Source organism: Dyadobacter sp. UC 10, assembly GCF_008369915.1.
Classification (GTDB): domain Bacteria; phylum Bacteroidota; class Bacteroidia; order Cytophagales; family Spirosomataceae; genus Dyadobacter.
Genome location: NZ_VSRN01000001.1, coordinates 5,078,205 through 5,098,091, shown reverse-complemented (window position 1 = coordinate 5,098,091; position 19,887 = coordinate 5,078,205). Strand labels below are relative to the sequence as shown.

Here is a 19,887-nt window from a genome sequence, read left to right as displayed (position 1 = left end):
GCCATTATGTTCGTGAAAAAACAGCACGAGTTTTTCCAGGATCTTGATCAGCCTGAGGTTCTGAGAAGCAGCTATTTGGCAGTCTGAAACTAATTATGGGAAGACCGGGTGATCAGATTCCGCAGCTGTTGCTCGTCCCACGGTTTGTTGATATACCTGTGGAAAAACCCTTTGATGGCCGCATTCCTGATCTCATCGGTATAGGCATTTCCCGTCATCAGCACACGCACACTTGACGGGTATTTGGCGGAGGCTAGCCGGAGAAATTCGAGCCCGGTCATTTCGGGCATTTGATGGTCTGCAAATATGACGTCGATATCTTTTTCTTCCAGAATGCGAAATCCCTCGGAGGTGGAACTCGCTATAAAAACTTCTGCATCCCGGCGGAAAGTAGCTTTAAAAGAATTCAGGTTGTTAACTTCGTGATCGATGTAAAGTATGCTCATAGGCGCTTGCAAGGAAGGTTTCTAAGCAGCAAAAGTCTCAAAATATTTTCCCCGATAACAGATTTTAGATCTTTTTCTTAGCAAATTTCCTTCAAAAACGCTGAACCCACTCTTCTAATTTAATTCATCCGATCCATATCTCGCTTATAATCAGACAATTTAAAGGTTAACAATTTATTTAACGGTACAAGCGCGTTACCGCCATTCACTTCCTCCACGGATGAACTTTTCACAAAATTACCCTGCCAGCCTCGGAAGCACTTCTCTTCCAAAAGTCTCAATGAACCCGGCCTGATTACGTCCCACGTTATGGACAAAAATACCGTCAAATCCCAGATCTGAAAGTCGCTGCAAATACCCGACATATTCCCCGGGATCGGTCGAAATCAGCAAATGCTCGTCCATATCCTCCGGGCGCATTGCTGCAGTGGCATTTTCAAACTCGGCGACTTTGCGGAAATTAGCACATTTCTCGGGCGCGAGCGTATTTACCCTCCATTGTTCGAATGCATTCTGGCGGGCTGCTTCCATCGTTTCGGCCCAGCTGATGTGCACCTGTACATATTTAGGCTTATCAGCACCGCCTCCCTCGTTGAAAGCCTGCATTACCTGCGCCAGTACATCCATGGATTTATTAACAGTCACCAGCCCGTCGGCCCAGCCTCCCATCCAGCGTGCTGTTTGGGTAGTAAGGGCTGCTCCGAAAATTTTTGGTGGAATTTCCGGCAAAGACCAGATCCTGGCTTCATCCGCATAGTGATAACCCTCTTTGCTGGTTACCGTTTCGCCGCGAAACAGTGAGCGCATCATTTCAGCTGCCTGCCTGATCCGCTCATTCCGCTCTTCCTTCGCAGGCCAGTTTGGTGAAACCACCGTTTCATTAAGTGCTTCCCCGCTGCCCAGCGCGATCCATTGAAAGCGGTTTGGAGACATTTGCGCCAAAGTTGCCGCCGCCTGGGCTACCACAACCGGATGGAACCGCCAGCCACCCGGAATGCTCAAAGACCCAAAAGGGATAGAATGAGTGATTTGTAGTGCAGCGCCGAGCCACGAGAAGCAATGTCCCGACTGTCCCTGTTGCCTGCTCCAAGGATTCAGATGATCCGAACTCATAGCAGCGCGGAAACCGCCCTGCTCGGCCATTTTTACATAATGAAGCAGTTCGGAAGGTGAAAACTGTTCGTGCGAAGCGTGGTATCCAATCATTGCCATAGCCGTATTCGGTTAATATCAGCTGCTGGCGCACAAAATTTGTGCCCGACCCAATTAACCGCGCTACTTTTCCCGACGCCGGAGAAATGCTTCAGCGTAGCGTTTACCCAATTCCCTGGCCGACCTGGCATCGAAATGAGTTTTGTCGCCCTGGTCGGTGAGGCCGCCGGAACTCACGAGATATACATGACGGTGCGAGCCGGCATAACGGGTAATAGTTTCGTTAATCTTAGCGCCGCCGGGCTTGGAAGCAACATAAAAATCCCCCAGCGTCCCGACCAGCAACGGTACTTTCCTTGTACCGGTTTCTTTTCTCAGTTTTTTAAAAAAAGCTTCCAGTTTTTGCTCATAAACTATGTTTTTCCCGGGAGAGCTGTCTGATTCACCCTGGTGCCAGAGTATGCCCTTGATCCTGCCCGTTTTTTTGGCTTCCTTCACCCGCCGGATCATTTCATCGTAAGCATAAATACCCGTCTGCTCGTGCTTTACGCCGGTTTGCCAGTCATCGATTCCACTGCCTCCTACTGCACACGGTATCAGGCCGATCGGCTTGCCGGGATTGCCTTTAAGTACTTCTTTTGCAAAACTCAGCCCGGGCCCGACACCTGTTACTGTCGGCTTATCAAAGTGAAGCGGATCGGCGGCGGGCTGCCAGACATTTTGCTTGTTCAATACCCAGATACCCGATGAGTCCGCACCCGGCTCCCCGTCCGCCTTGCCCCTTCCTGCCATATTGGATTGACCAATCAGCAAATACAAATCGAGCTTTTCGGGAACTGACTGTGCTGCGGCCGTCAAAGCACATAGTGCAAAAAAAGAGATCGTAAAAAGTCGGGCAAGGATGGATTCAATCATTTTAGAAAAAATTGATGCTGTTAATACTTTGAAACATAATCAGACCGAAATATAGAACTCTTTGAGAGCATTTGAATGTCAGCATCTTATAAAAAAGGCCGAAAATTTGAATAGAATTTTCTTGCAGCGGAAAATTATAATACTACTTTTGCACCACGTTTTTCAGAAAAAGCGCTGAAAAATAAAGCCTGGTTTGGTAGTTCAGTTGGTTAGAATACATGCCTGTCACGCATGGGGTCGCGGGTTCGAGTCCCGTCCAGACCGCAAAAGCTCAGAGAAATCTGGGCTTTTGTTGTTTTAAATCACCTAATTTTCGTTGTTATCAGAAAACGTAGAGATGATGTGCGAAAGGCTTGGTTTGCGGGGGATAAGGGGTTTCTTAATCGGGGCGGGGCTGTTGATCCTTGCCTCCTTCCTGTTTTCCGCCCGTGCCGCTGAATCCGGCCGCGTTCTCCGCTATTCGCTGAAAGAAGGTCTTTCTTTCGGGATCGTTAACAGTATTGTCCAGGACACCACCGGCCTGATCTGGTTCGGCACGGGCGACGGATTGAACCGGTTCGACGGCACTTCATTTAAAGTCTTCAAACATGATCCCGACGATCCGCAGAGCATTTCAGGAAATTATATCAAATCCGTTTTCCGCGACCGGGACGGCGGTATCTGGACTACTTCTCGCAGTGGGATCAATGAATATCTGCCGGAAAAAGAAGCATTCCGCCGCCACGCACCCCGACCTGCAAAAAACAGTTTGCCGAGCGACGTAAGTGATATTGCGCAGGCCCGGGACGGGAATCTCTGGCTTTCGCTAAACGGCGCAGGTATAGCATTATTCAATAAGAAAACCCGGCTTTTCACCTATTATAACCAAAGTACATTACCCGCTCTCGGTACAAATTCCATTTTAAATGCATTCGAAGATTCGCACGGTTTGCTATGGCTGGGCACAAGGGAATCTGGCATTGAGGTTTTTCAGGTTGACAAAAACCGCCGGCTGACCGCAGCCCGGCTGACCACAGCCCGGCTGACCGCAGCCCGGCTGACCGCAGCAAAACTCAGTCTTAACAATATTCCTAAAACGAGGATCAACCAGATTTACGAAGATCACCTGCAAAACGTGTGGATCGCGTCTGCCAGCGGATTGATCCTGTACAAACGGGATGAAGCGAAATTTTACAACCTGCGCATTCCTAACCTCCGGCAAAGTGACACCTATCTTTCCATTCAGGAAAACCGGCAGCAAAAACTATTGATCGGCGTACAGGATGGCGGCCTATACAGCCTTGACTTGTCTGACTTAAAGCGAGTTAGCCCGAACGAGCTGACATTTAAAAAAGTTACAAACTCCCAGAACGAGGGTATCACGCAGCGGTCGGTTCAGGCAATTCATGTAGACAGGGATGCGAATACCTGGCTGGGAACCTATGGCGAAGGGGTTTACCTGATCAGCAGTATTGGTGAGAAATTCAGGAATTTTGAGAAAAAGATCAAGGATTACCGTGCGGAAGGCTACCTGCGTTATTACGGAATGTGCGTGGATAAAAATGGTGATCTCTGGCTCGGTACCGACGGCGATGGGATTTATAAAACCAAAAACACCGGCGAGCCGATCCGGCACTACGCAGTCGACGGAAAACCGGGCAGCCTGACCGATGGGGCGATCATTTCTGCTCTTTGCGACAGGGACAACAATCTTTGGTTTGGCTCCTATTCGAAAGGATTGTTCCTCTATAATCCCGAAACCGACTCTTTTAAAAACTTCTCAAACCGGCCAAACGACCCGCAAAGTCTGGGGCGAAATGATGTGCGGGTCATATTTGAGGATTCGAAAAGGAATATCTGGATAGGGACAAATGGCGGCGGCTTGTCGCTCTTTGACAAAAAAAAGGGGGCTTTCAGAAGTTTTATTCCTTCCAATAGCAGCATCAACTCGAATGATGTGCGCGCAATAGCGGAGGATAAAAGCGGCAACCTCTGGATCGGCACTTACGGCGGCGGTTTGAATTACCTGAATGTGACAACGCAGGAATTTAAGTCATTCTTCAATGATCCCAGGCGGCCCGATTATCTCTCCAACCACATTATTTTTTCTTTGCTATTCGACGCGAAACAGCGGCTTTGGATTGGTTCGGAAGGAAATGGACTGCTGATGTACGACATTGTCAGAAAAACAACGAAGCACTTCAACGAAAAAAACGGGTTGCCAAATCAGGTTATTAATGCGATACTGGCCGAAAATCCGGAAAAGATCTGGCTCAGTACAAATGAAGGCATTTCCAGTATCGACCTGACCAGGAACAGTGTTGAAAATTACGACCAAAGTAATGGTTTGCAGGCAGGTCAGTTCAATCCGAACGCTGCATTATTCGATCCCAAATCCGGTATCATGTGTTTTGGGGGGACTGAGGGCTGGAATTTGTTTTACCCAAAAGCGATTAAACCGTCTGTATACCGGCCGAAAGTGATGATCACGGGGCTCCAAATATTTGGCAGAAATGTAGAAGTCGGCGAAGAAACCGACGGAAAAACGATCCTGTCACGTGGTTTATCCGATCAGAGAAAGATCGTTTTACAACCCAAGCAATCCGTTTTTTCGATCCAGTATACTTCGCTGAATTATTCCTACCCGGAAAGTAATCGCTTTGCTTACAAACTGGAAGGCCTTGACGAGCACTGGAACTACGTCGAAAATGAGCGGTCAGCCACTTACCGTTATTTACCGGCTGGTACCTATCATTTTAAAGTAAAAGCGGCAAACCAGGACGGGATCTGGTTTGACAATGAGGCAAACCTGGAAATCCGTATTCTGCCTCCCTGGTACCAAACCTGGTGGGCATACTTGCTGTATCTGGCGGTGATCGGGGCACTTATTTATTCGTATCAGCTTTACAAATTGCGGCAGGCCCAGCTCAAATACGAGGTCCGGCTGGCGCAGGTGGAAACGCAAAAGGAGAAAGAACTGAATGAAAAGAAACTGCAATTTTTCACCAACGTTTCACACGAATTCCGGACACCTTTGACGCTGATTATCAACCCGGTAAAAGCGCTTTTAAAAGACCGGGCGCAACAGTCGGAAGGTAACCTGGAAATTGTGTACCGGAATGCCAAAAGGCTGTTAAGTCTGGTCGACCAGTTGCTGCTGTTCAGAAAGGCGGATTTGAAAGCGGACAAGCTGAAACTGGCAAACTATAACCTGCGCGAGCTTGCATTGGAAGTTTTTCAATGCTTTTTACAACAAGCTGAGGAAAAAGAGATTACCTACCAATTTATTTGTGAGAACGAGGATCTCCGCCTGAACTGCGACCGCGAAAAGCTCGAAATCGCGTTGTTTAACCTGGTGTCCAATGCGCTGAAATTTACGCCAAGGCACGGCAGCGTAAGTTTAGAGCTGATCGATAAAAATGAGGAGATCGAGATTCTTGTCAGAGATTCCGGCCCTGGCATTCCACCCGAGGCCGCGGATCAGATTTACACGGTTTTCCACCAATTTAAGTCCGGCCGCTCGGCTTCCAAAGGCGGGTTTGGCATCGGACTGTTTCTGACTAAAACCTTCATAGAAAGCCATTTCGGGCAGCTTAGCTATCAATCGGTTATGGGACAGGGTACCGTCTTCCATATCAATTTGCCCAAAAGCCACCCCCAGCTGGTACCGGATTTTGAACCCGAACCAGGGGCTGACGGGACTTCCATATTCCTCGAAGAACTTTCCGGAAACTATATTGCCCCGTCGCCGATCGCAAAATCCCGGCAACAGATGGTGGTAGACGAACTCAGTTCTGATGAAAAAACGATGCTGATCGTCGACGATGATTCGAATATCCGGCAATATATCGGCCAGATTTTCCAGGACAAATTCAAACTGTTACAGGCAGAGAATGCCGAAGACGGAATATTATTGGCTAAAAAGCATATTCCCGATATTATCATCTGCGACGTAATGATGAGCGGAATCAGTGGAATTGAAATGTGCCGGCTAATCAAATCCGACTCGGCCGTGAGCCACATTCCGGTAATCCTGCTCACTGCAAGTACTTCCCAGCACGTGCGGCTGCAAGGTATCGAGGGCGGCGCGGATGATTATATCAGCAAACCATTCGACCAGGAATTGCTGGTTGCCCGCGTGACTGCGATTTTGAAAAATAGAAATGATCTGCAACGTTACTTTTACAATGAGATCACATTGCAGGCTAACGATTTTAAAATTTCGCCCGAGTACAAAGATTTCCTGAAAGACTGTATTCAAATTGTCGAAAGCCACCTGACCGACCCCGGGTTTACGATCAAGGTACTGGCGGCCGAGATTGGGATGAGCCACTCCACGCTTTACAACCGGATCAAATCGATCTCGGGACAATCTACCAACAGCTTTATACGCTTTATACGCCTCCGCCGGGCGGCGCAGATTTTGATCACTACGGATATCACTATTTCTGAGGTTGCTTATCAGGTCGGGATTAACGATATCAAATATTTCAGGGAAAGTTTCCACAAACTGTTCGGGATGAAGCCTTCGGAATATGTCAAAAAATTCCGTCGCCCGTTCCATGAGAATTTCCAGGTCGACAAGGGGATTTTTCAGAACAAATTGGACAATTAGAATACCCGATTTAACAATTCCGCAATAAAAGCGCCTGATCCTCTTCGGATCGGGCGCTTTTTACTGGAATACCCCCTTTTTAATGTGAGAATGTCCCCCCTCGGAAACATTCAAATAATCCTACTTTTGATTGTTCGATTTATAAAAATCGCCCACCTGGTTCAGTACCCCATCATTATCATTTCCAACCATTTCTGTATGAAAAAAACTTTTCATCAAAAGCCTCTTGCCTCCCGGCTGCGCAAAAAAAATGTTGCGGCTGTATGGGGAAAGGGAATTTTCGCACTACTATTTCTGACACTCTCATCCCTAAGTTTCGGCCAGTCCTTCAATGTGAAAGGGACGGTCACTTCGGAAAACGGAGAGACTTTACCCGGCGCCAGCGTCATTCTGAAAGGCACTTCCACCGGGACTACGACCGATGTGGACGGTAAATATTCGCTGGATGTGGCCGACGCAAACGGAACCCTCGTGTATACCTACATTGGCTACGTCGCGCAGGAAATTCCGATCGCTAACAAAAGCCAGATCGACGTAAAGCTGCTCAACAACGACAAAACGCTCGAAGAGATCGTGGTTGTTGGCTACGGCACCCAGAAGAAAGCGACATTAACAGGCTCTGTTTCAGAGGTAAAGGGCGCAGATATTGTAAAAAGTCCGCAACCAAACCTTTCCAACTCACTGGCTGGCCGCTTTTCGGGATTTGTAGCCAATAACCGCGGCGGCGAGCCGGGTTATGATGGTTCGAGCTACACGATCCGGGGTTTTGCCTCGACCGGTAACAATGACGTTTTGATCGTTGTGGACGGTATTCCCGGCCAGGTAGGCGGTCTGGAACGTCTCGACCCGAACGATATTGAGAGCATTTCTATCCTGAAAGATGCTTCCGCGGCAGTTTACGGCAGCCGGGCTGCAAACGGGGTGATTTTGGTAACAACTAAAAGAGGTACTACCGGAAAACCTGTGATCTCTTACAGCTTCAACCAGGGTTTTTCTTCCCCTACCCGCCTTCCCAGGTTAGCCGACGCACCTACTTATGCGACGATCCTGAACGAAATCGATTACTACAACAATCCTGCGGGCGGTATGAACCAGTTTTACACTGCCGAAGAAATCGAGAAATTCAGAAACGGATCGGACCCGATCAACTACCCTAATACGAACTGGCAGCGTGAAACTTTGAAAAACTTTGCGCCGCAAAATCAGCATAACCTGGGCATTAACGGTGGCACCGATCATGTGAAGTACTATGTTTCGCTGGGTACGATCTACCAGGATGGTTTATACAAAAACGGGGCTACCAAATACAAGCAGTACAATTTCCGCTCTAACATCGATGCCAATGTAACCAAAGACTTCAAAGTAAGCCTCTCTCTGTCAGGGCGTCAGGAAAACCGCCAGTTTCCGGTTTCTTCCGCGGAAAACACGTTCCGCTCCATTTACCGCGCCTATCCGACTGTTATTGCCAGATATCCGAACGGGTACTACTCTACCGGGGTTGAAAACAGCAATCCGGTTGTTTTGGGAACGGATATGGGCGGTACGACCAACAACCCTACTTCCGTGTTCAACGGAATTGTGCGTGCGAGCTACAATATGCCATTTGTAGAAGGTTTGTCTGTGGATGGTTTTTACTCGGTTGACAAATCCTTCAACTTCAATAAAACGTTCGCGATTCCCTATACGCTTTACAACTACGACAACGTAAATGACGTGTATAACCGCGTGGTTACGGGTGGTTCGGCAGGAGCGGCTTCACTTAATCAGAGCCAGATAAATATCACCAATATCACGCAAAACATCCGTCTGGCTTATCTCCGCAGCTTTGGCAAACACAATGTGAATGCATTTGTTGCCTACGAACAGAACAAGCGGAATGAAATCACTTTCGGAGCTACCCGGATCAATTTCCCGACGGCTTCCACACCGGAACTTTCGCAGGGCGGTGCCGCAGCTACGGACAGGAACAATTCCGGAAAGAGCTACAACTTCACCAGAAAAAGCTTCATCGGTCGACTGGCTTATGATTTTAATGAGAAGTATCTGGCGGAGATCCAGGCGCGTGTCGACGGTTCTTCTGTATTTCCACGAGGGAAACAATATGGCTTCTTCCCTTCTGTATCAGCAGGTTACCGGATTTCCGAGGAAGATTGGTTCAAAAGCAGTGTCGGATTTATCGATGACTTGAAATTGCGCGCGTCTTATGGTTCTCTGGGTAATGATAACGTGGGACAATTCCAGTATTACAACAACTACTCTTTTATCAACCAATATGTTACCGGCGACAATATCATTACGCCGGGCATTGACCTGACCAAACTCGCGAACCCGAATATTACCTGGGAAACTTCCAAGAAAATGGATATCGGTCTGAATGCAGTGTTCTTGAAAAACTTCAACCTCGAAGTGATTTATTTCAGCCAGAAAAGATCCGATATCCTTGCTGCCAGAAGCGCATCTATCCCCAATACATCAGGAATCGTCAATCCGCACAAAACCGATGACAATACGCCGCTGGTACCAGACGAAAACCTTGGAAAAGTTAACAGCAACGGTTTTGAAGCCACTTTGGGCTATACCCATTCAGGAAATTTCAGGTACAATATCTCGGGTAATGTTACTTACGCAAAAAGCAAAATCGTTTTCATCGACGAAGCGCCGGGCGTACTGGATTACCAGCGCCAGACAGGCGGCGCATTGTATCGTGACCTGTACTACCGCTCACTGGGAATTTTCCGCAGCCAGGCAGATCTTGATAAATACCCACACCTGCAGGGCGCTCAGCTAGGTGACCTGATCCTCGAAGACTACAATCAGGACGGAAAGATCACTGCCGACGACCAGGTAAGATCGGACTACGGAAATGTGCCTCTGCTTACTTATGGGGTGGTTTTCAATGGCGGCTATAAAGCTTTCGACTTGTCAGTTGTATTTGCGGGACAAGGTATGGTAAGCCAATACGTACTGCCGGAGTCGGGCCAGGTAGGTAACTTTTACAGCAGCTGGGCCGACAACCGGTGGAGCCCGTCTAACCCCGAAGGTACTTTCCCAAGGGTAGACACAAGGGCTTCCTCGTCGGTCAATGGTGGTCTTTACAAAAACGATTTCTGGCTGAACAATGCATCGTTCATGAGGCTGAAAAATGTAGAGATCGGCTATACGCTGCCGAAAGAGACTTTATCCAAAATCAAGATCTCTACGCTGCGGATCTATGCAAGCGCATTCAACCTGTTTACGATCACGGGCGTGAAAGATTATGATCCCGAAGGAAGCCAGACGAGCGGACAGTTTTACCCGCAGCAAAGAATCCTGAACCTGGGCCTGAACATTAAGTTTTAATTGTAAAATATTGAATATGAAACGAATAAAAAATATAGCTGCACTGGGAGTCGGAGCAATACTGGTCTCGATGACCGCTGTGCTGACTGGCTGCCAGGAGAACTTTCTGGACGTGGTACCAACCGACCGGGTATCAGATGCTTCTATCCTTTCCGATTCAGTGCTATTTGAATCCTACGTCCTCAACCGCTACATGGGAACGCGGCTCACCGACAAAGAAGCCGAAGGTACCAACCCGGGTTTTGGCCGCGGATTCGAATATGCCATGTGGTCGTCACTTACCGACGAGTCCATTTATAACAACGATGATAATACATGGCTGATCCAGCGGGGACAGATCGCCCCTGAGAATACGGGTATTGCAGGTACTTTCTGGGGAAGAAGTTACAGAAGTATCCGCGAGATCAACTATGCATTGGCGAATGTAGATAAAGTCCCGATGAGCGAAGGGAAAAAGAGCAGGCTGAGAGGCGAAATGCAATTTATCCGTGCCTTCCGCTACCACGACCTGATCCGTAATTATGGAAAAGTGGTTTTGGTGGGTGATAAAGTATACGAGATCAGCGACGACCTGACCAGCGACGAACTTTTCGACCGCGCTGAAATCAAAGCCGGGATTGACTATGCAGTAGCCCAGCTAGATGAGGCAGCTGCATTGCTTCCGGCCGCTAACGATAACAACTGGAAGCTTGGCCGCGCGACAAAAGGTGCTGCACTGGCTTTGAAAGCGAGATTGTTGCTTTACGGAGCGAGCCCATTGTATAACTCGGCAACCTGGCAGCAGGCCGCCGCAGCAGCGAAAGTGGTCATGGATCTGAACAAATACTCGCTTTACACAGGCGGTTACAGCAATTTGTTTTTAACCAATGATAATCCCGAGGTCATTTTCAGTCGCATTTACGCCCGGGGAGCGCGCCACGTCACGCTGGAAATTGCCAACGGACCGAACAGCTATAATGCATGGGGTGGTAATGTACCTGTACAAAACCTGGTCGACGATTATGAAATGATGGACGGTACCAAAATTACGGAGGCCGGTACGAGCTACGATCCTTCACAGCCTTATAAAAACAGGGACCCACGGTTTTATGCCACTATTTTGTACAATGGTGCGCCTTACCGCGGCAGTGTGATCGAAACTTTTACACCGGGCGGAAAGGATAGCAAAGACGGCCCGTCGAACTGGAATACATCCAAGACAGGCTATTACCTGAAGAAATTCATGAACGACGCGCTACCGATCGATAATCCCTGGGATGTTGCCGGAACGCAGACGTGGATTTATTTCAGATATGCGGAGATTTTGCTGAGCTATGCAGAGGCTCAGAACGAAGCAGTCGGCCCGGATGCGTCGGTATATGCTGCCGTCAATGCTGTCCGCCAGCGTACAAGCGTGGGGATGCCTGCTTTGAAAGCGGGACTGACACAGGCACAGATGCGTGAAAAGATCAGGAACGAGAGGCGTATTGAGCTCGCTTTTGAAGAGCACCGCTACTATGACGTGCGCAGATGGAAAATTGCGGACAAAACCGAAAATGTGCCCGCATATGGTATAGAGATCGGAAAAAGTGGAAACGCATTTACCTATACCAAAAAAGAAGCATTGACCGGCAAAACGTTCGCCGAGAAGCAATACTGGCTGCCGATCCCGCGGGCAGAGATCCAGGCTTCGAACAATAAGCTGGAACAGAATCCGGGATATTGATTTCCCAAGCCGCCTTTTCAATCCGGAAAGGCGGCTTTTTTATTTAACCTGAAACCAAAACTGATAGCGATGCAAAAATACCGTCAGCTACTTTTCTCCTTAAGTATTTTCTCTTCCCTTGCTGCCTGCGCAGGCAACGAGCCCGCCAGCCAAAATGCGCCGGATATACCTGCGGCTATAAAAATTACGATTGACCCTGCCAAAACTTACCAGACCATAGCGCATTTCGGCGCTTCTGACGCATGGTCTGCGCAGTTTGCGGGCAAATGGCCGGATGCAAAAAAGAATGGAATAGCAGACCTGCTTTTCAGCCGGGATACCCTGGCCGACGGACGGCTGAAAGGTATCGGGCTTTCGATGTGGCGTTTTAATATCGGGGCAGGCACGGCCGAGCAGGGCGAGCAAAGCGGCATAAAAGATGAGTGGCGGCGCGCCGAATCGTTTTTAAACAATGACGGAACTTATAACTGGGACAAACAGGCCGGCCAGGTTTGGTTCCTGAATGCCGCCAAAACGCGCGGAGTCAATAGCTTCCTGGCATTTCCAAACAGTCCGCCGGTTCAGTTTACGAATAATAAGAAGGGCTACGCGGACAATGGCAAACCTAACCTATCGGCCAATAAATTCGATCAGTTTGCAGGATTTATGTCCGACGTGATTGCCGGAATTGAGAAAAAAACGGGCATTCTGTTTGACTATATCAGCCCTGTTAACGAGCCGCAGTGGGACTGGAGTGACGGCGGGCAGGAAGGAACGCCATTTTACAACAATGAAATTGCCGGCATTACGAGGTCGCTGAGCAAGGCCCTTCTGGAAAAGAACCTGACTACCAAAATCAATATCGCCGAGGCCGGACAGATCGATTATCTCTATTCAGAAAGCAACAAACAAGGCCGCGGGAGCCAGATTAAGGCTTTTTTTGATAAAAATTCAGCTGAATACGTCGGCAACCTGTCCAATGTACTTCCGGTCATTTCGGGCCATAGTTATTTTACAACTTCCACTTATAAGAATGCGGTACTTAAAAGGCAGCAGGTTTCGGCTGCATTGCAAACTGTGCCGGGAATGCAATACTGGATGTCGGAATACTGTGTTTTGGGCGATAACGAGGGTGAGATCAAAGGCGAGGGCAAAGACCTGGGCATTGGCCCGGCATTGTATATTGCCAAAGTGATCCACAACGACCTTGTAAATGCGAATGCGACAGCCTGGCACTGGTGGATCGCGATATCACCTTATGACTACAAAGACGGGCTGGTTTACATTGATAAAAACAAAAACGACGGAAACTACGAATCGTCGAAAATGCTTTGGGCACTTGGAAATTACAGCCAATTCATCCGCCCAGGCGCAATACGCGTCGATGTTTCAGGTATTTCCGAAAACGAAAAACTGCTGATTTCTTCTTGTAAAAATGCGGACAATAAACTGGTAACCGTGATCATTAACTCCGACGGCGCACCTGCGGAGGTTGAGCTTACCGTCGCAGGAAAACAAGCCAGCAGCCGAAAAACCTACGTTACCTCCGCCTCTGTTGACCTGCAACCAGCAGGAAAAATCGAAAGCGCATCAATAGTAACCGTGCCGGCACGGAGTGTGGTGACTGTCGTTGATCTGATCAGATAAATTCGGGAAGGCGGAATTGTCCTGTTCCGCCTTCCCTATAACACGGATTCTGTTAAAAAGTGTGATTCCTGATCTCACCATACGCCGCCGACCCATCGCTTTTGATGGCATAGGCGCGGTAGAAAAAAAAGTACCGGCCGGCGAACGCATTACCGGTATACTTGAAATTGTTAGCGCCAGGCGTGAGCGTGCCATCGAATTTTATTCTGGCACCATGATCTATTCTGGGAACGTAGTCAGTATCATTTGATGCGCGAAAAAACGCCAGGTACAGTATTCCGTGCTCTGTCGTGGGTAAGTCGCCCATTTCATGAGCCGTGACCCCAAAATCCCACCCATTATTATACATGACAGAATCCGTGGAAATTCTAAGTGGCTCGGGAGACACATGATCTTCCAGCGAGCAGCTTGCCAGGAAGCTACAAATGGCTAACAATACCATTGAATAAGTCGATCGTAGCATATTTTTCATAGGGTGGTGAAGAGATAAGGTGAGTAAAATAGTATGTTTTCAAGAAAACTAATTTACAATTTTACTACTAAAAAGTGTGGAGCTTTGGCATAAAAAAGCACCTATAAGTTTTACCTCATAAGTGACTGATATTCAATTTATACAGCGTGGATTCGAATCGCACCGGCTACTAGGCAAAGACCTACTGCCTTAGAAGGTTGGGATCAAGACCAAATGTTGTGGAGCACCTTGGATTAAGCATATAACTTAGTAAGGCGGTAAAGGAAGAACTCGACGTTTCGAACGCCTCGGAACTGAGCTCTGAACGCTTTGATCTTTGCATTGAATGATTCTGCCGAAGCGTTGGTGCTGCGGTTATCAAAATAATTGACAATGGTCTTGTAATGGCTCTCAATCGAGCGGGCTACTGTATTGAATGCTTTAAATCCGGATTGTCTGACCTTTTCGTGCCACTTGGCAAGCCTGGTCAACCCGTATATCTTTTCAGATGTGTTTGTGAAGATATTACTTAGCTCCAGCGCCAGCTCGTATGCCTTTTTAAGGTCGGGGAAGCGTTCGAAGAGAAGTTGTGCTCTTTCTCGTTGGCTATCAGTCCAGGTACCGGGCTTTTTGTAAAGTGCGTATCTGCTGCGAGCCAGTAGTTGTTTGACGGTATCACCGTTAGCTAATATTTCTGGTTGATACTCTGTCTGAGAAGCCTTTGCCTGCTCAATGGCATCGTTTTCCTGGTCCAACGCATCCCATCGGTGTTTGATGCGGATTTCCTGAAGGGCTTCGACTGCCAATCTTTGTACATGGAAGCGGTCAGTGACGCGCACTGCCCGCGGGAAACAACGCTTGGCGATCATAGTCATGCTACTGGCCATGTCCAGAGTTATTTCTGTAACTTTTTTACGTTGCGATTCAGGGATTTTGCCAATGACCTCAATAACGGTTTCGGCCTTTGTTCCCGCTACGATTGCTACGATACTTCCTTTACCGCCCTTGGCTGCTTTGTTTGTAAGAATAGTATACAGTTCACCCTGAGAGAGGCTCGTTTCATCAATAGAAAGATGTGAACCCAGATTTTCAGGATATAAAAGCCATTTACAGGCATGAGGACGCTGGTTCCAGCTCTGAAAATCACTTAAATGAGTGCGATATTGACGCGAGAGACGTTTACCATTAACCCCATAAAGGCGGGCAATATTACTGGTACTGTGGGGGAACAAATCCGTCAATCTCCTTTAAAAAAAGCGCGAATTCTTTCGTCATTCGCGTACCATCGGCAACCTCTGCCCAATTTCGTTGTTCTATCTTCCCCGTGCGGGTATTAAGCCAGCGGCGACGCTTGACATGCAGGAAAACACGTCTATCACGGATGGGGAAATCCTGGATCGTAATTTCTGGCAGGAAGCCTTTCGATAAGAGAAACTGCTTGGAGCTGTCGGACTCTGAATAATTTTTCTCTTCTACATAAACATGGAGCAAATCCGATGATTTCTCCACTCTGCTTAATTGATAATAAGCCAGGATAAAATCTGGCAATAGATACTCCAACAGGGGCAAGAAACTCTCCAAAACAATTGATTTGATTAAAAATCACAAACCTAGAAAAATCCTATGCTCTCCACAAGTTTTGGCCTTGACCCGCACTTGTGTCTAATATGTGTACAATAACGAAAAAAGCACCTAGCAAAACCGATGCTAAGTGCTTGACATTCAAGTGATCCCGTTTGGATTCGAACCAAAGACCTACTGCTTAGAAGGCAGTTGCTCTATCCAACTGAGCTACGGGACCAAAAACAATGAAAAAAGGCAGCTAGCAGTATCTGCATACGGCTGACTGCCTTTTTGTCGGGGAGACAGGATTCGAACGCCAGCGGGCGCCGCCTGCGACTCTCTGGTCTCAAACCAGATGCGCTACCTATCTCTCTTTTTTCATTCATGTCGGGGAGACAGGATTCGAACCTGCGACCCTCTGGTCCCAAACCAGATGCGCTACCGGGCTGCGCCACTCCCCGCGGTACTGACCTCAATCTATTTGATTTTGGTCTTCTTTTTTAAACTTCCAGATCGAGTGTAGAGGAAGCGGGATTCGAACCCGCGGTACCCTTGCGAGTACGGCAGTTTAGCAAACTACTGGTTTCAGCCACTCACCCATCCCTCCTTCTTTCCGTTCTGGGTTGCAAATATAGAGGGTTGCGTTTCAGAAAAGCAAACATTCGGGTAAAAAAACTTTATCAGAAGCCGCAAATGCCTATTTTTGGCGAAAGTTTAAATTACCCAAGCCGTTCATTATGAACTGGAATTATCCATTTGGAACCACAGAATATTTTTTCGTCTTTTTATTTATTTTTCTCTACACCGCCTACATTATCCGTACCGTGCGGGTCGCAAGGCAGTTACAGACAACCGCGCGAACCCTTATCATCAAGCTGTTTTTAAGAAGTATTACTTTCTCGCTACTTATCATCAGTTTGCTCGGCCCATCTTTCGGAGAGGCAGAGCGGGACATTAAGGCGAAGGGAAAAGATATTTTTCTGGTAGTCGATCTGTCAAAGTCGATGGATGCGGCTGATGTAACCCCCTCGCGGCTTGAAAAGGTGAAATTTGAAATCAACAGATTTGTCCAGAACGAAGTGGCGAACAGGATCGGGATCATTATTTTTTCAAACGATGCATTCATCCACGTGCCGCTTACTTACGACCGTGCCGCTTTGGAGCTTTTTATCCAGTCCCTGCAAACCGACCTGCTGCCAACCAGCGGAACCAATGTTTGCCCGGCGGTCGAGCTTGCATTCAACAAGCTGGTCAACTCCACCGACCCGACCGGACGCTCTAAAATGATCGTACTGTTTACCGACGGCGAGAATAATTCCGGGTGCAGTAATACGCTTTATAATAACATCAGAAGGTTCGGGATCGGCTTTTACGCCGTCGCGGTAGGTACCAAAGTCGGGATCAGCATTCAGCAGGACGGAAAACCTCTGATGGACAAAAACGACAAACTGATCATCAGCCAGCTCGACGAAAGTTTCCTGCAAACAATGGCTAACGCCTCCAGAGGCACTTACTATGAGCTCAACAACGCTAAAAACGAAATGAGCAAACTGTCAAACGATATCAGCCTCGCAGAAGGCACGCTCGTTGATTCGCGGACCATTACAGTGGTCAGCAACAAATACTATTACTTCCTGGGCGCGGCGCTGATCCTGATCTTACTCGACATTTTAATTACCATCGGAACGTTCCGACTGTAAAGATCAATTCCTATTTTTGCGCTTCCAATGTCAAAATCGATATGACGGCTCTTATTCTTTATGTCCTCCTCTGGCTTTGGGATAACCGGACTTTCGATTCGATTACCAAGGCAAACCAGCGTAAAATCGACGCTGAACAGGCATATCAGAACAAAGAATACAAACGTTCGGCCGTTCTTTATAATCAGATTACCTACGGCTCCCTGTTCTCGGATCCGGCTGCGCGGCTTAACCTCGCACACTCGCTTTACCTGACGCGCAAGTACAAGCAGGCCTTAAAACATTACCGCCTGCTCAGCAATATTGACGACAACGCGATTGCCTCAGTGGCCAACAGCCAGATCGCATTGATCCGGGTTGCGGAAAAAGATACTGCGGCAGCGCTGGGCAACCTCCGGGCCGCACTTCGACTGGAACCCGGCAATAACCTGGCAAGACAGAATTACATCATATTGAAGAAAAACTTCTCCGGCGAGGAAGGCCCTTCTGATATTCGTACAGAAAAGAAAAAGTCGTCGCAACAAGCTCAGGCGGAGCAAGACCGGCCAGCCGATCCGCTTCCCAACACAGCAGGCAGAGAGCTGACGAGCGACACAAAGAAGGAGGAATTGTTGAAAAGTCTGAAACAAATGAATATGTCTGAGGACCAGGCGCGGGCGATTTTGGATGCGATGAAATCGAACGAAAGCCAATATATTTACCAGCTCCGCAGAAAACAATATAGCACACAGGTCCCAAAGGCCGACGAAATCGAATGGTAATTTTTAATATAAACTGATGAACAGCATTTCAGGAACCAACTTCCAGTTTCCCGGACAAACAGGGTTTTACAAAGGAAAAGTAAGGGATGTTTACTCCTTTGAAAAAAAACTCGTAATGGTCGCAACCGACCGTATTTCTGCGTTCGACGTAATCCTTCCGCGGGCAATTCCATATAAAGGCCAGGTTTTAAACCAGATCGCCGCGCATTTCCTAAACGCGACTTCCGACATTGTTCCCAACTGGCTGCTCGAAGTGCCGGACCCGAATGTGAGCATTGGTCTGAAATGCCAGGCATATCCCGTAGAAATGGTCGTGAGAGGGTATCTGGCCGGTCACGCATGGCGGGAATATAGTGCAGGCAAAAGATCAGTTTGCGGTGTTTCACTGCCCGACGGATTGAAAGAAAACGACAAGCTCCCGCAGCCTATCATCACACCAACTACCAAGGCACACGAAGGCCACGACGAGGATATTTCAAGAGAGCAAATTTTGGAGCAGGGGCTGGTTAGCGAGGATGATTACGAGCACCTGGAACGCTATACGCTGGCATTATTCGCGAAAGGAACTGAAATGGCGGCAGATCAGGGGCTGATCCTGGTGGATACCAAATATGAATTCGGGCAGCTGGACGGTACCATTTACCTGATCGACGAAATTCATACGCCTGACTCCTCCCGGTATTTTTACCAGGACGTATATGCGGAAAATCAGGCGGCGGGATTGCCCCAGAAGCAGCTTAGCAAGGAATTTGTGAGAGAGTGGCTGATCCAGAACGGGTTTCAGGGCAAAGAAGGCCAGCGTGTTCCTGAAATGACAGACGAACGCGTGGAACTGATCTCAGCACGGTACATTGAGCTTTTCGAAAAAGTCACCGGGAACCGATTTCAGAAAAACAACCTCGACAATCCACTGAAACGCATCGAGGAGGCAATTAAGAGAACATTGTAATTGAACTGATACATAAAATTCATTCAAACTATTGTTTTGACGAAACAACACAACCGATGAACTTTAAACTGGAAAAAAAAGAACAATACGTATATATCGAACTGGAAGAACCTGCATTTGGCGGCGACGTTCCGGCTACTTTTGAAGAAACCGCCCGCGGGCTTTTCAAGGAAGGTTACCATAGCCTGATCGTGAATATGCAGACCGTCAAGTCGATCGATGCACCTGGAACTGCCATATTAAAAAAAGTGAACTGGCTGTGCGCCAATGACCTGGGAATGCTCGCGATCGTTACGCGCGATGATGATTTCATTGATTTGCTGGAAGGGCTGAAAATCCCGGATCTGACCATTTTACCAACAAAAGAAGAGGCAATTGATGCAGTATTCATGCATAACCTCGAAAATGAATTCGGCGCAGGCGATGATGATTACGACGACGAGGACTACGAAGGCGTAAGCGAATCAAAAGAACCCTGATATTTACAGTTTTAGCATAAGAAAGCCACTCCAGTCGCAATCAGGAGTGGCTTTTTTACTCCCTTTCCTCCCACCGCACGCCCTTGCATCCCTAGAGGGACCTTCGCGCTTTGTGTTTTTCTCCTTCCTCCCTCCGTACCCGGGCCACCCTTTTCCTCCTTCCTCCCTTTCCTCCCTCCTCCCATTCCTTCCTCTTTTATATTTTCC

14 protein-coding genes and 4 tRNA genes are annotated in these 19,887 nt (G+C 48.0%); 9 read left to right on the top strand and 9 right to left on the bottom strand.

The genetic code is table 11. From position 1 onward, the window contains the following. Positions 1 to 89 precede the first annotated feature (89 nt). The 3 genes from FXO21_RS21095 to FXO21_RS21085 form a co-directional block, all read right to left on the bottom strand. Entirely contained in the window at positions 90 to 446 is a 357-nt protein-coding gene (locus tag FXO21_RS21095) for a response regulator (protein WP_149641930.1), read from the bottom strand. A gap of 237 nt (positions 447 to 683) precedes the next feature. Then, complete coding sequence (locus FXO21_RS21090) at positions 684 to 1,658, bottom strand: TIGR03885 family FMN-dependent LLM class oxidoreductase (RefSeq protein ID WP_149641929.1); 975 nt, start codon at positions 1,656 to 1,658, stop codon at positions 684 to 686. Between the two features lie 63 nt (positions 1,659 to 1,721). Then, positions 1,722 to 2,513 (bottom strand): sialate O-acetylesterase, encoded by a 792-nt coding sequence (locus FXO21_RS21085; RefSeq protein ID WP_149641928.1) that lies wholly within the window; start codon positions 2,511 to 2,513, stop codon positions 1,722 to 1,724. Positions 2,514 to 2,703: 190 nt separating this feature from the next. Between FXO21_RS21085 and FXO21_RS21080 the strand changes: the two genes are divergently transcribed. The 5 genes from FXO21_RS21080 to FXO21_RS21060 all read left to right on the top strand — a co-directional run bounded on the left by FXO21_RS21080 (position 2,704) and on the right by FXO21_RS21060 (position 13,777). Continuing rightward, positions 2,704 to 2,777 (top strand) — tRNA-Asp (locus tag FXO21_RS21080). Between the two features lie 52 nt (positions 2,778 to 2,829). Continuing rightward, entirely contained in the window at positions 2,830 to 7,107 is a 4,278-nt protein-coding gene (locus FXO21_RS21075) for a hybrid sensor histidine kinase/response regulator transcription factor (protein ID WP_225865783.1), read from the top strand. 198 nt (positions 7,108 to 7,305) lie between these two features. After that, on the top strand, positions 7,306 to 10,446 hold the full coding sequence (locus tag FXO21_RS21070) for a SusC/RagA family TonB-linked outer membrane protein (RefSeq protein ID WP_149641927.1): 3,141 nt from the start codon (positions 7,306 to 7,308) through the stop codon (positions 10,444 to 10,446). A 16-nt stretch (positions 10,447 to 10,462) separates the two neighbouring features. After that, complete coding sequence (locus FXO21_RS21065) at positions 10,463 to 12,151, top strand: RagB/SusD family nutrient uptake outer membrane protein (RefSeq protein ID WP_149641926.1); 1,689 nt, start codon at positions 10,463 to 10,465, stop codon at positions 12,149 to 12,151. Between the two features lie 69 nt (positions 12,152 to 12,220). Further along, positions 12,221 to 13,777 (top strand): glycoside hydrolase, encoded by a 1,557-nt coding sequence (locus FXO21_RS21060; RefSeq protein ID WP_149641925.1) that lies wholly within the window; start codon positions 12,221 to 12,223, stop codon positions 13,775 to 13,777. Positions 13,778 to 13,829: 52 nt separating this feature from the next. Here FXO21_RS21060 and FXO21_RS21055 read toward each other — a convergent pair whose 3' ends face one another. From FXO21_RS21055 to FXO21_RS21030, 6 genes are all read right to left on the bottom strand, one after another. Then, on the bottom strand, positions 13,830 to 14,249 hold the full coding sequence (locus FXO21_RS21055; RefSeq protein WP_149641924.1) for a hypothetical protein: 420 nt from the start codon (positions 14,247 to 14,249) through the stop codon (positions 13,830 to 13,832). A gap of 233 nt (positions 14,250 to 14,482) precedes the next feature. Next, on the bottom strand, positions 14,483 to 15,460 hold the full coding sequence (locus tag FXO21_RS21050) for an ISAon1 family transposase (protein WP_225865558.1): 978 nt from the start codon (positions 15,458 to 15,460) through the stop codon (positions 14,483 to 14,485). Beyond that, positions 15,438 to 15,737, bottom strand: a complete 300-nt coding sequence (locus FXO21_RS21045; protein ID WP_225865559.1) for an ISAon1 family transposase N-terminal region protein — start codon at positions 15,735 to 15,737, stop codon at positions 15,438 to 15,440. Before FXO21_RS21045 ends, FXO21_RS21050 begins: the two co-directional genes overlap by 23 nt. A gap of 218 nt (positions 15,738 to 15,955) precedes the next feature. Then, positions 15,956 to 16,029, bottom strand: a tRNA-Arg gene (locus tag FXO21_RS21040). Positions 16,030 to 16,178: 149 nt separating this feature from the next. Next, positions 16,179 to 16,252, bottom strand: a tRNA-Pro gene (locus FXO21_RS21035). Positions 16,253 to 16,311: 59 nt separating this feature from the next. Next, positions 16,312 to 16,398: transfer RNA gene (locus tag FXO21_RS21030), tRNA-Ser, on the bottom strand. A 130-nt stretch (positions 16,399 to 16,528) separates the two neighbouring features. On the opposite strand from FXO21_RS21030, the gene FXO21_RS21025 reads away from it, so the two are divergent. Genes FXO21_RS21025 through FXO21_RS21010 form a run of 4 tightly spaced genes read left to right on the top strand, consistent with a single transcriptional unit; the run spans position 16,529 to position 19,680 of the window. Next, positions 16,529 to 17,491 carry a vWA domain-containing protein gene (locus tag FXO21_RS21025; RefSeq protein ID WP_149641923.1) on the top strand — a complete coding sequence of 321 codons (963 nt, stop codon included), beginning with the start codon at positions 16,529 to 16,531 and terminating at the stop codon, positions 17,489 to 17,491. Between the two features lie 41 nt (positions 17,492 to 17,532). After that, complete coding sequence (locus FXO21_RS21020; protein ID WP_149641922.1) at positions 17,533 to 18,252, top strand: hypothetical protein; 720 nt, start codon at positions 17,533 to 17,535, stop codon at positions 18,250 to 18,252. A gap of 16 nt (positions 18,253 to 18,268) precedes the next feature. Then, complete coding sequence (locus FXO21_RS21015) at positions 18,269 to 19,201, top strand: phosphoribosylaminoimidazolesuccinocarboxamide synthase (RefSeq protein ID WP_149641921.1); 933 nt, start codon at positions 18,269 to 18,271, stop codon at positions 19,199 to 19,201. Positions 19,202 to 19,257: 56 nt separating this feature from the next. Then, positions 19,258 to 19,680: an STAS domain-containing protein gene (locus FXO21_RS21010; RefSeq protein ID WP_149641920.1), complete on the top strand. Its 423-nt coding sequence runs from the start codon at positions 19,258 to 19,260 to the stop codon at positions 19,678 to 19,680. Positions 19,681 to 19,887: the final 207 nt, after the last annotated feature.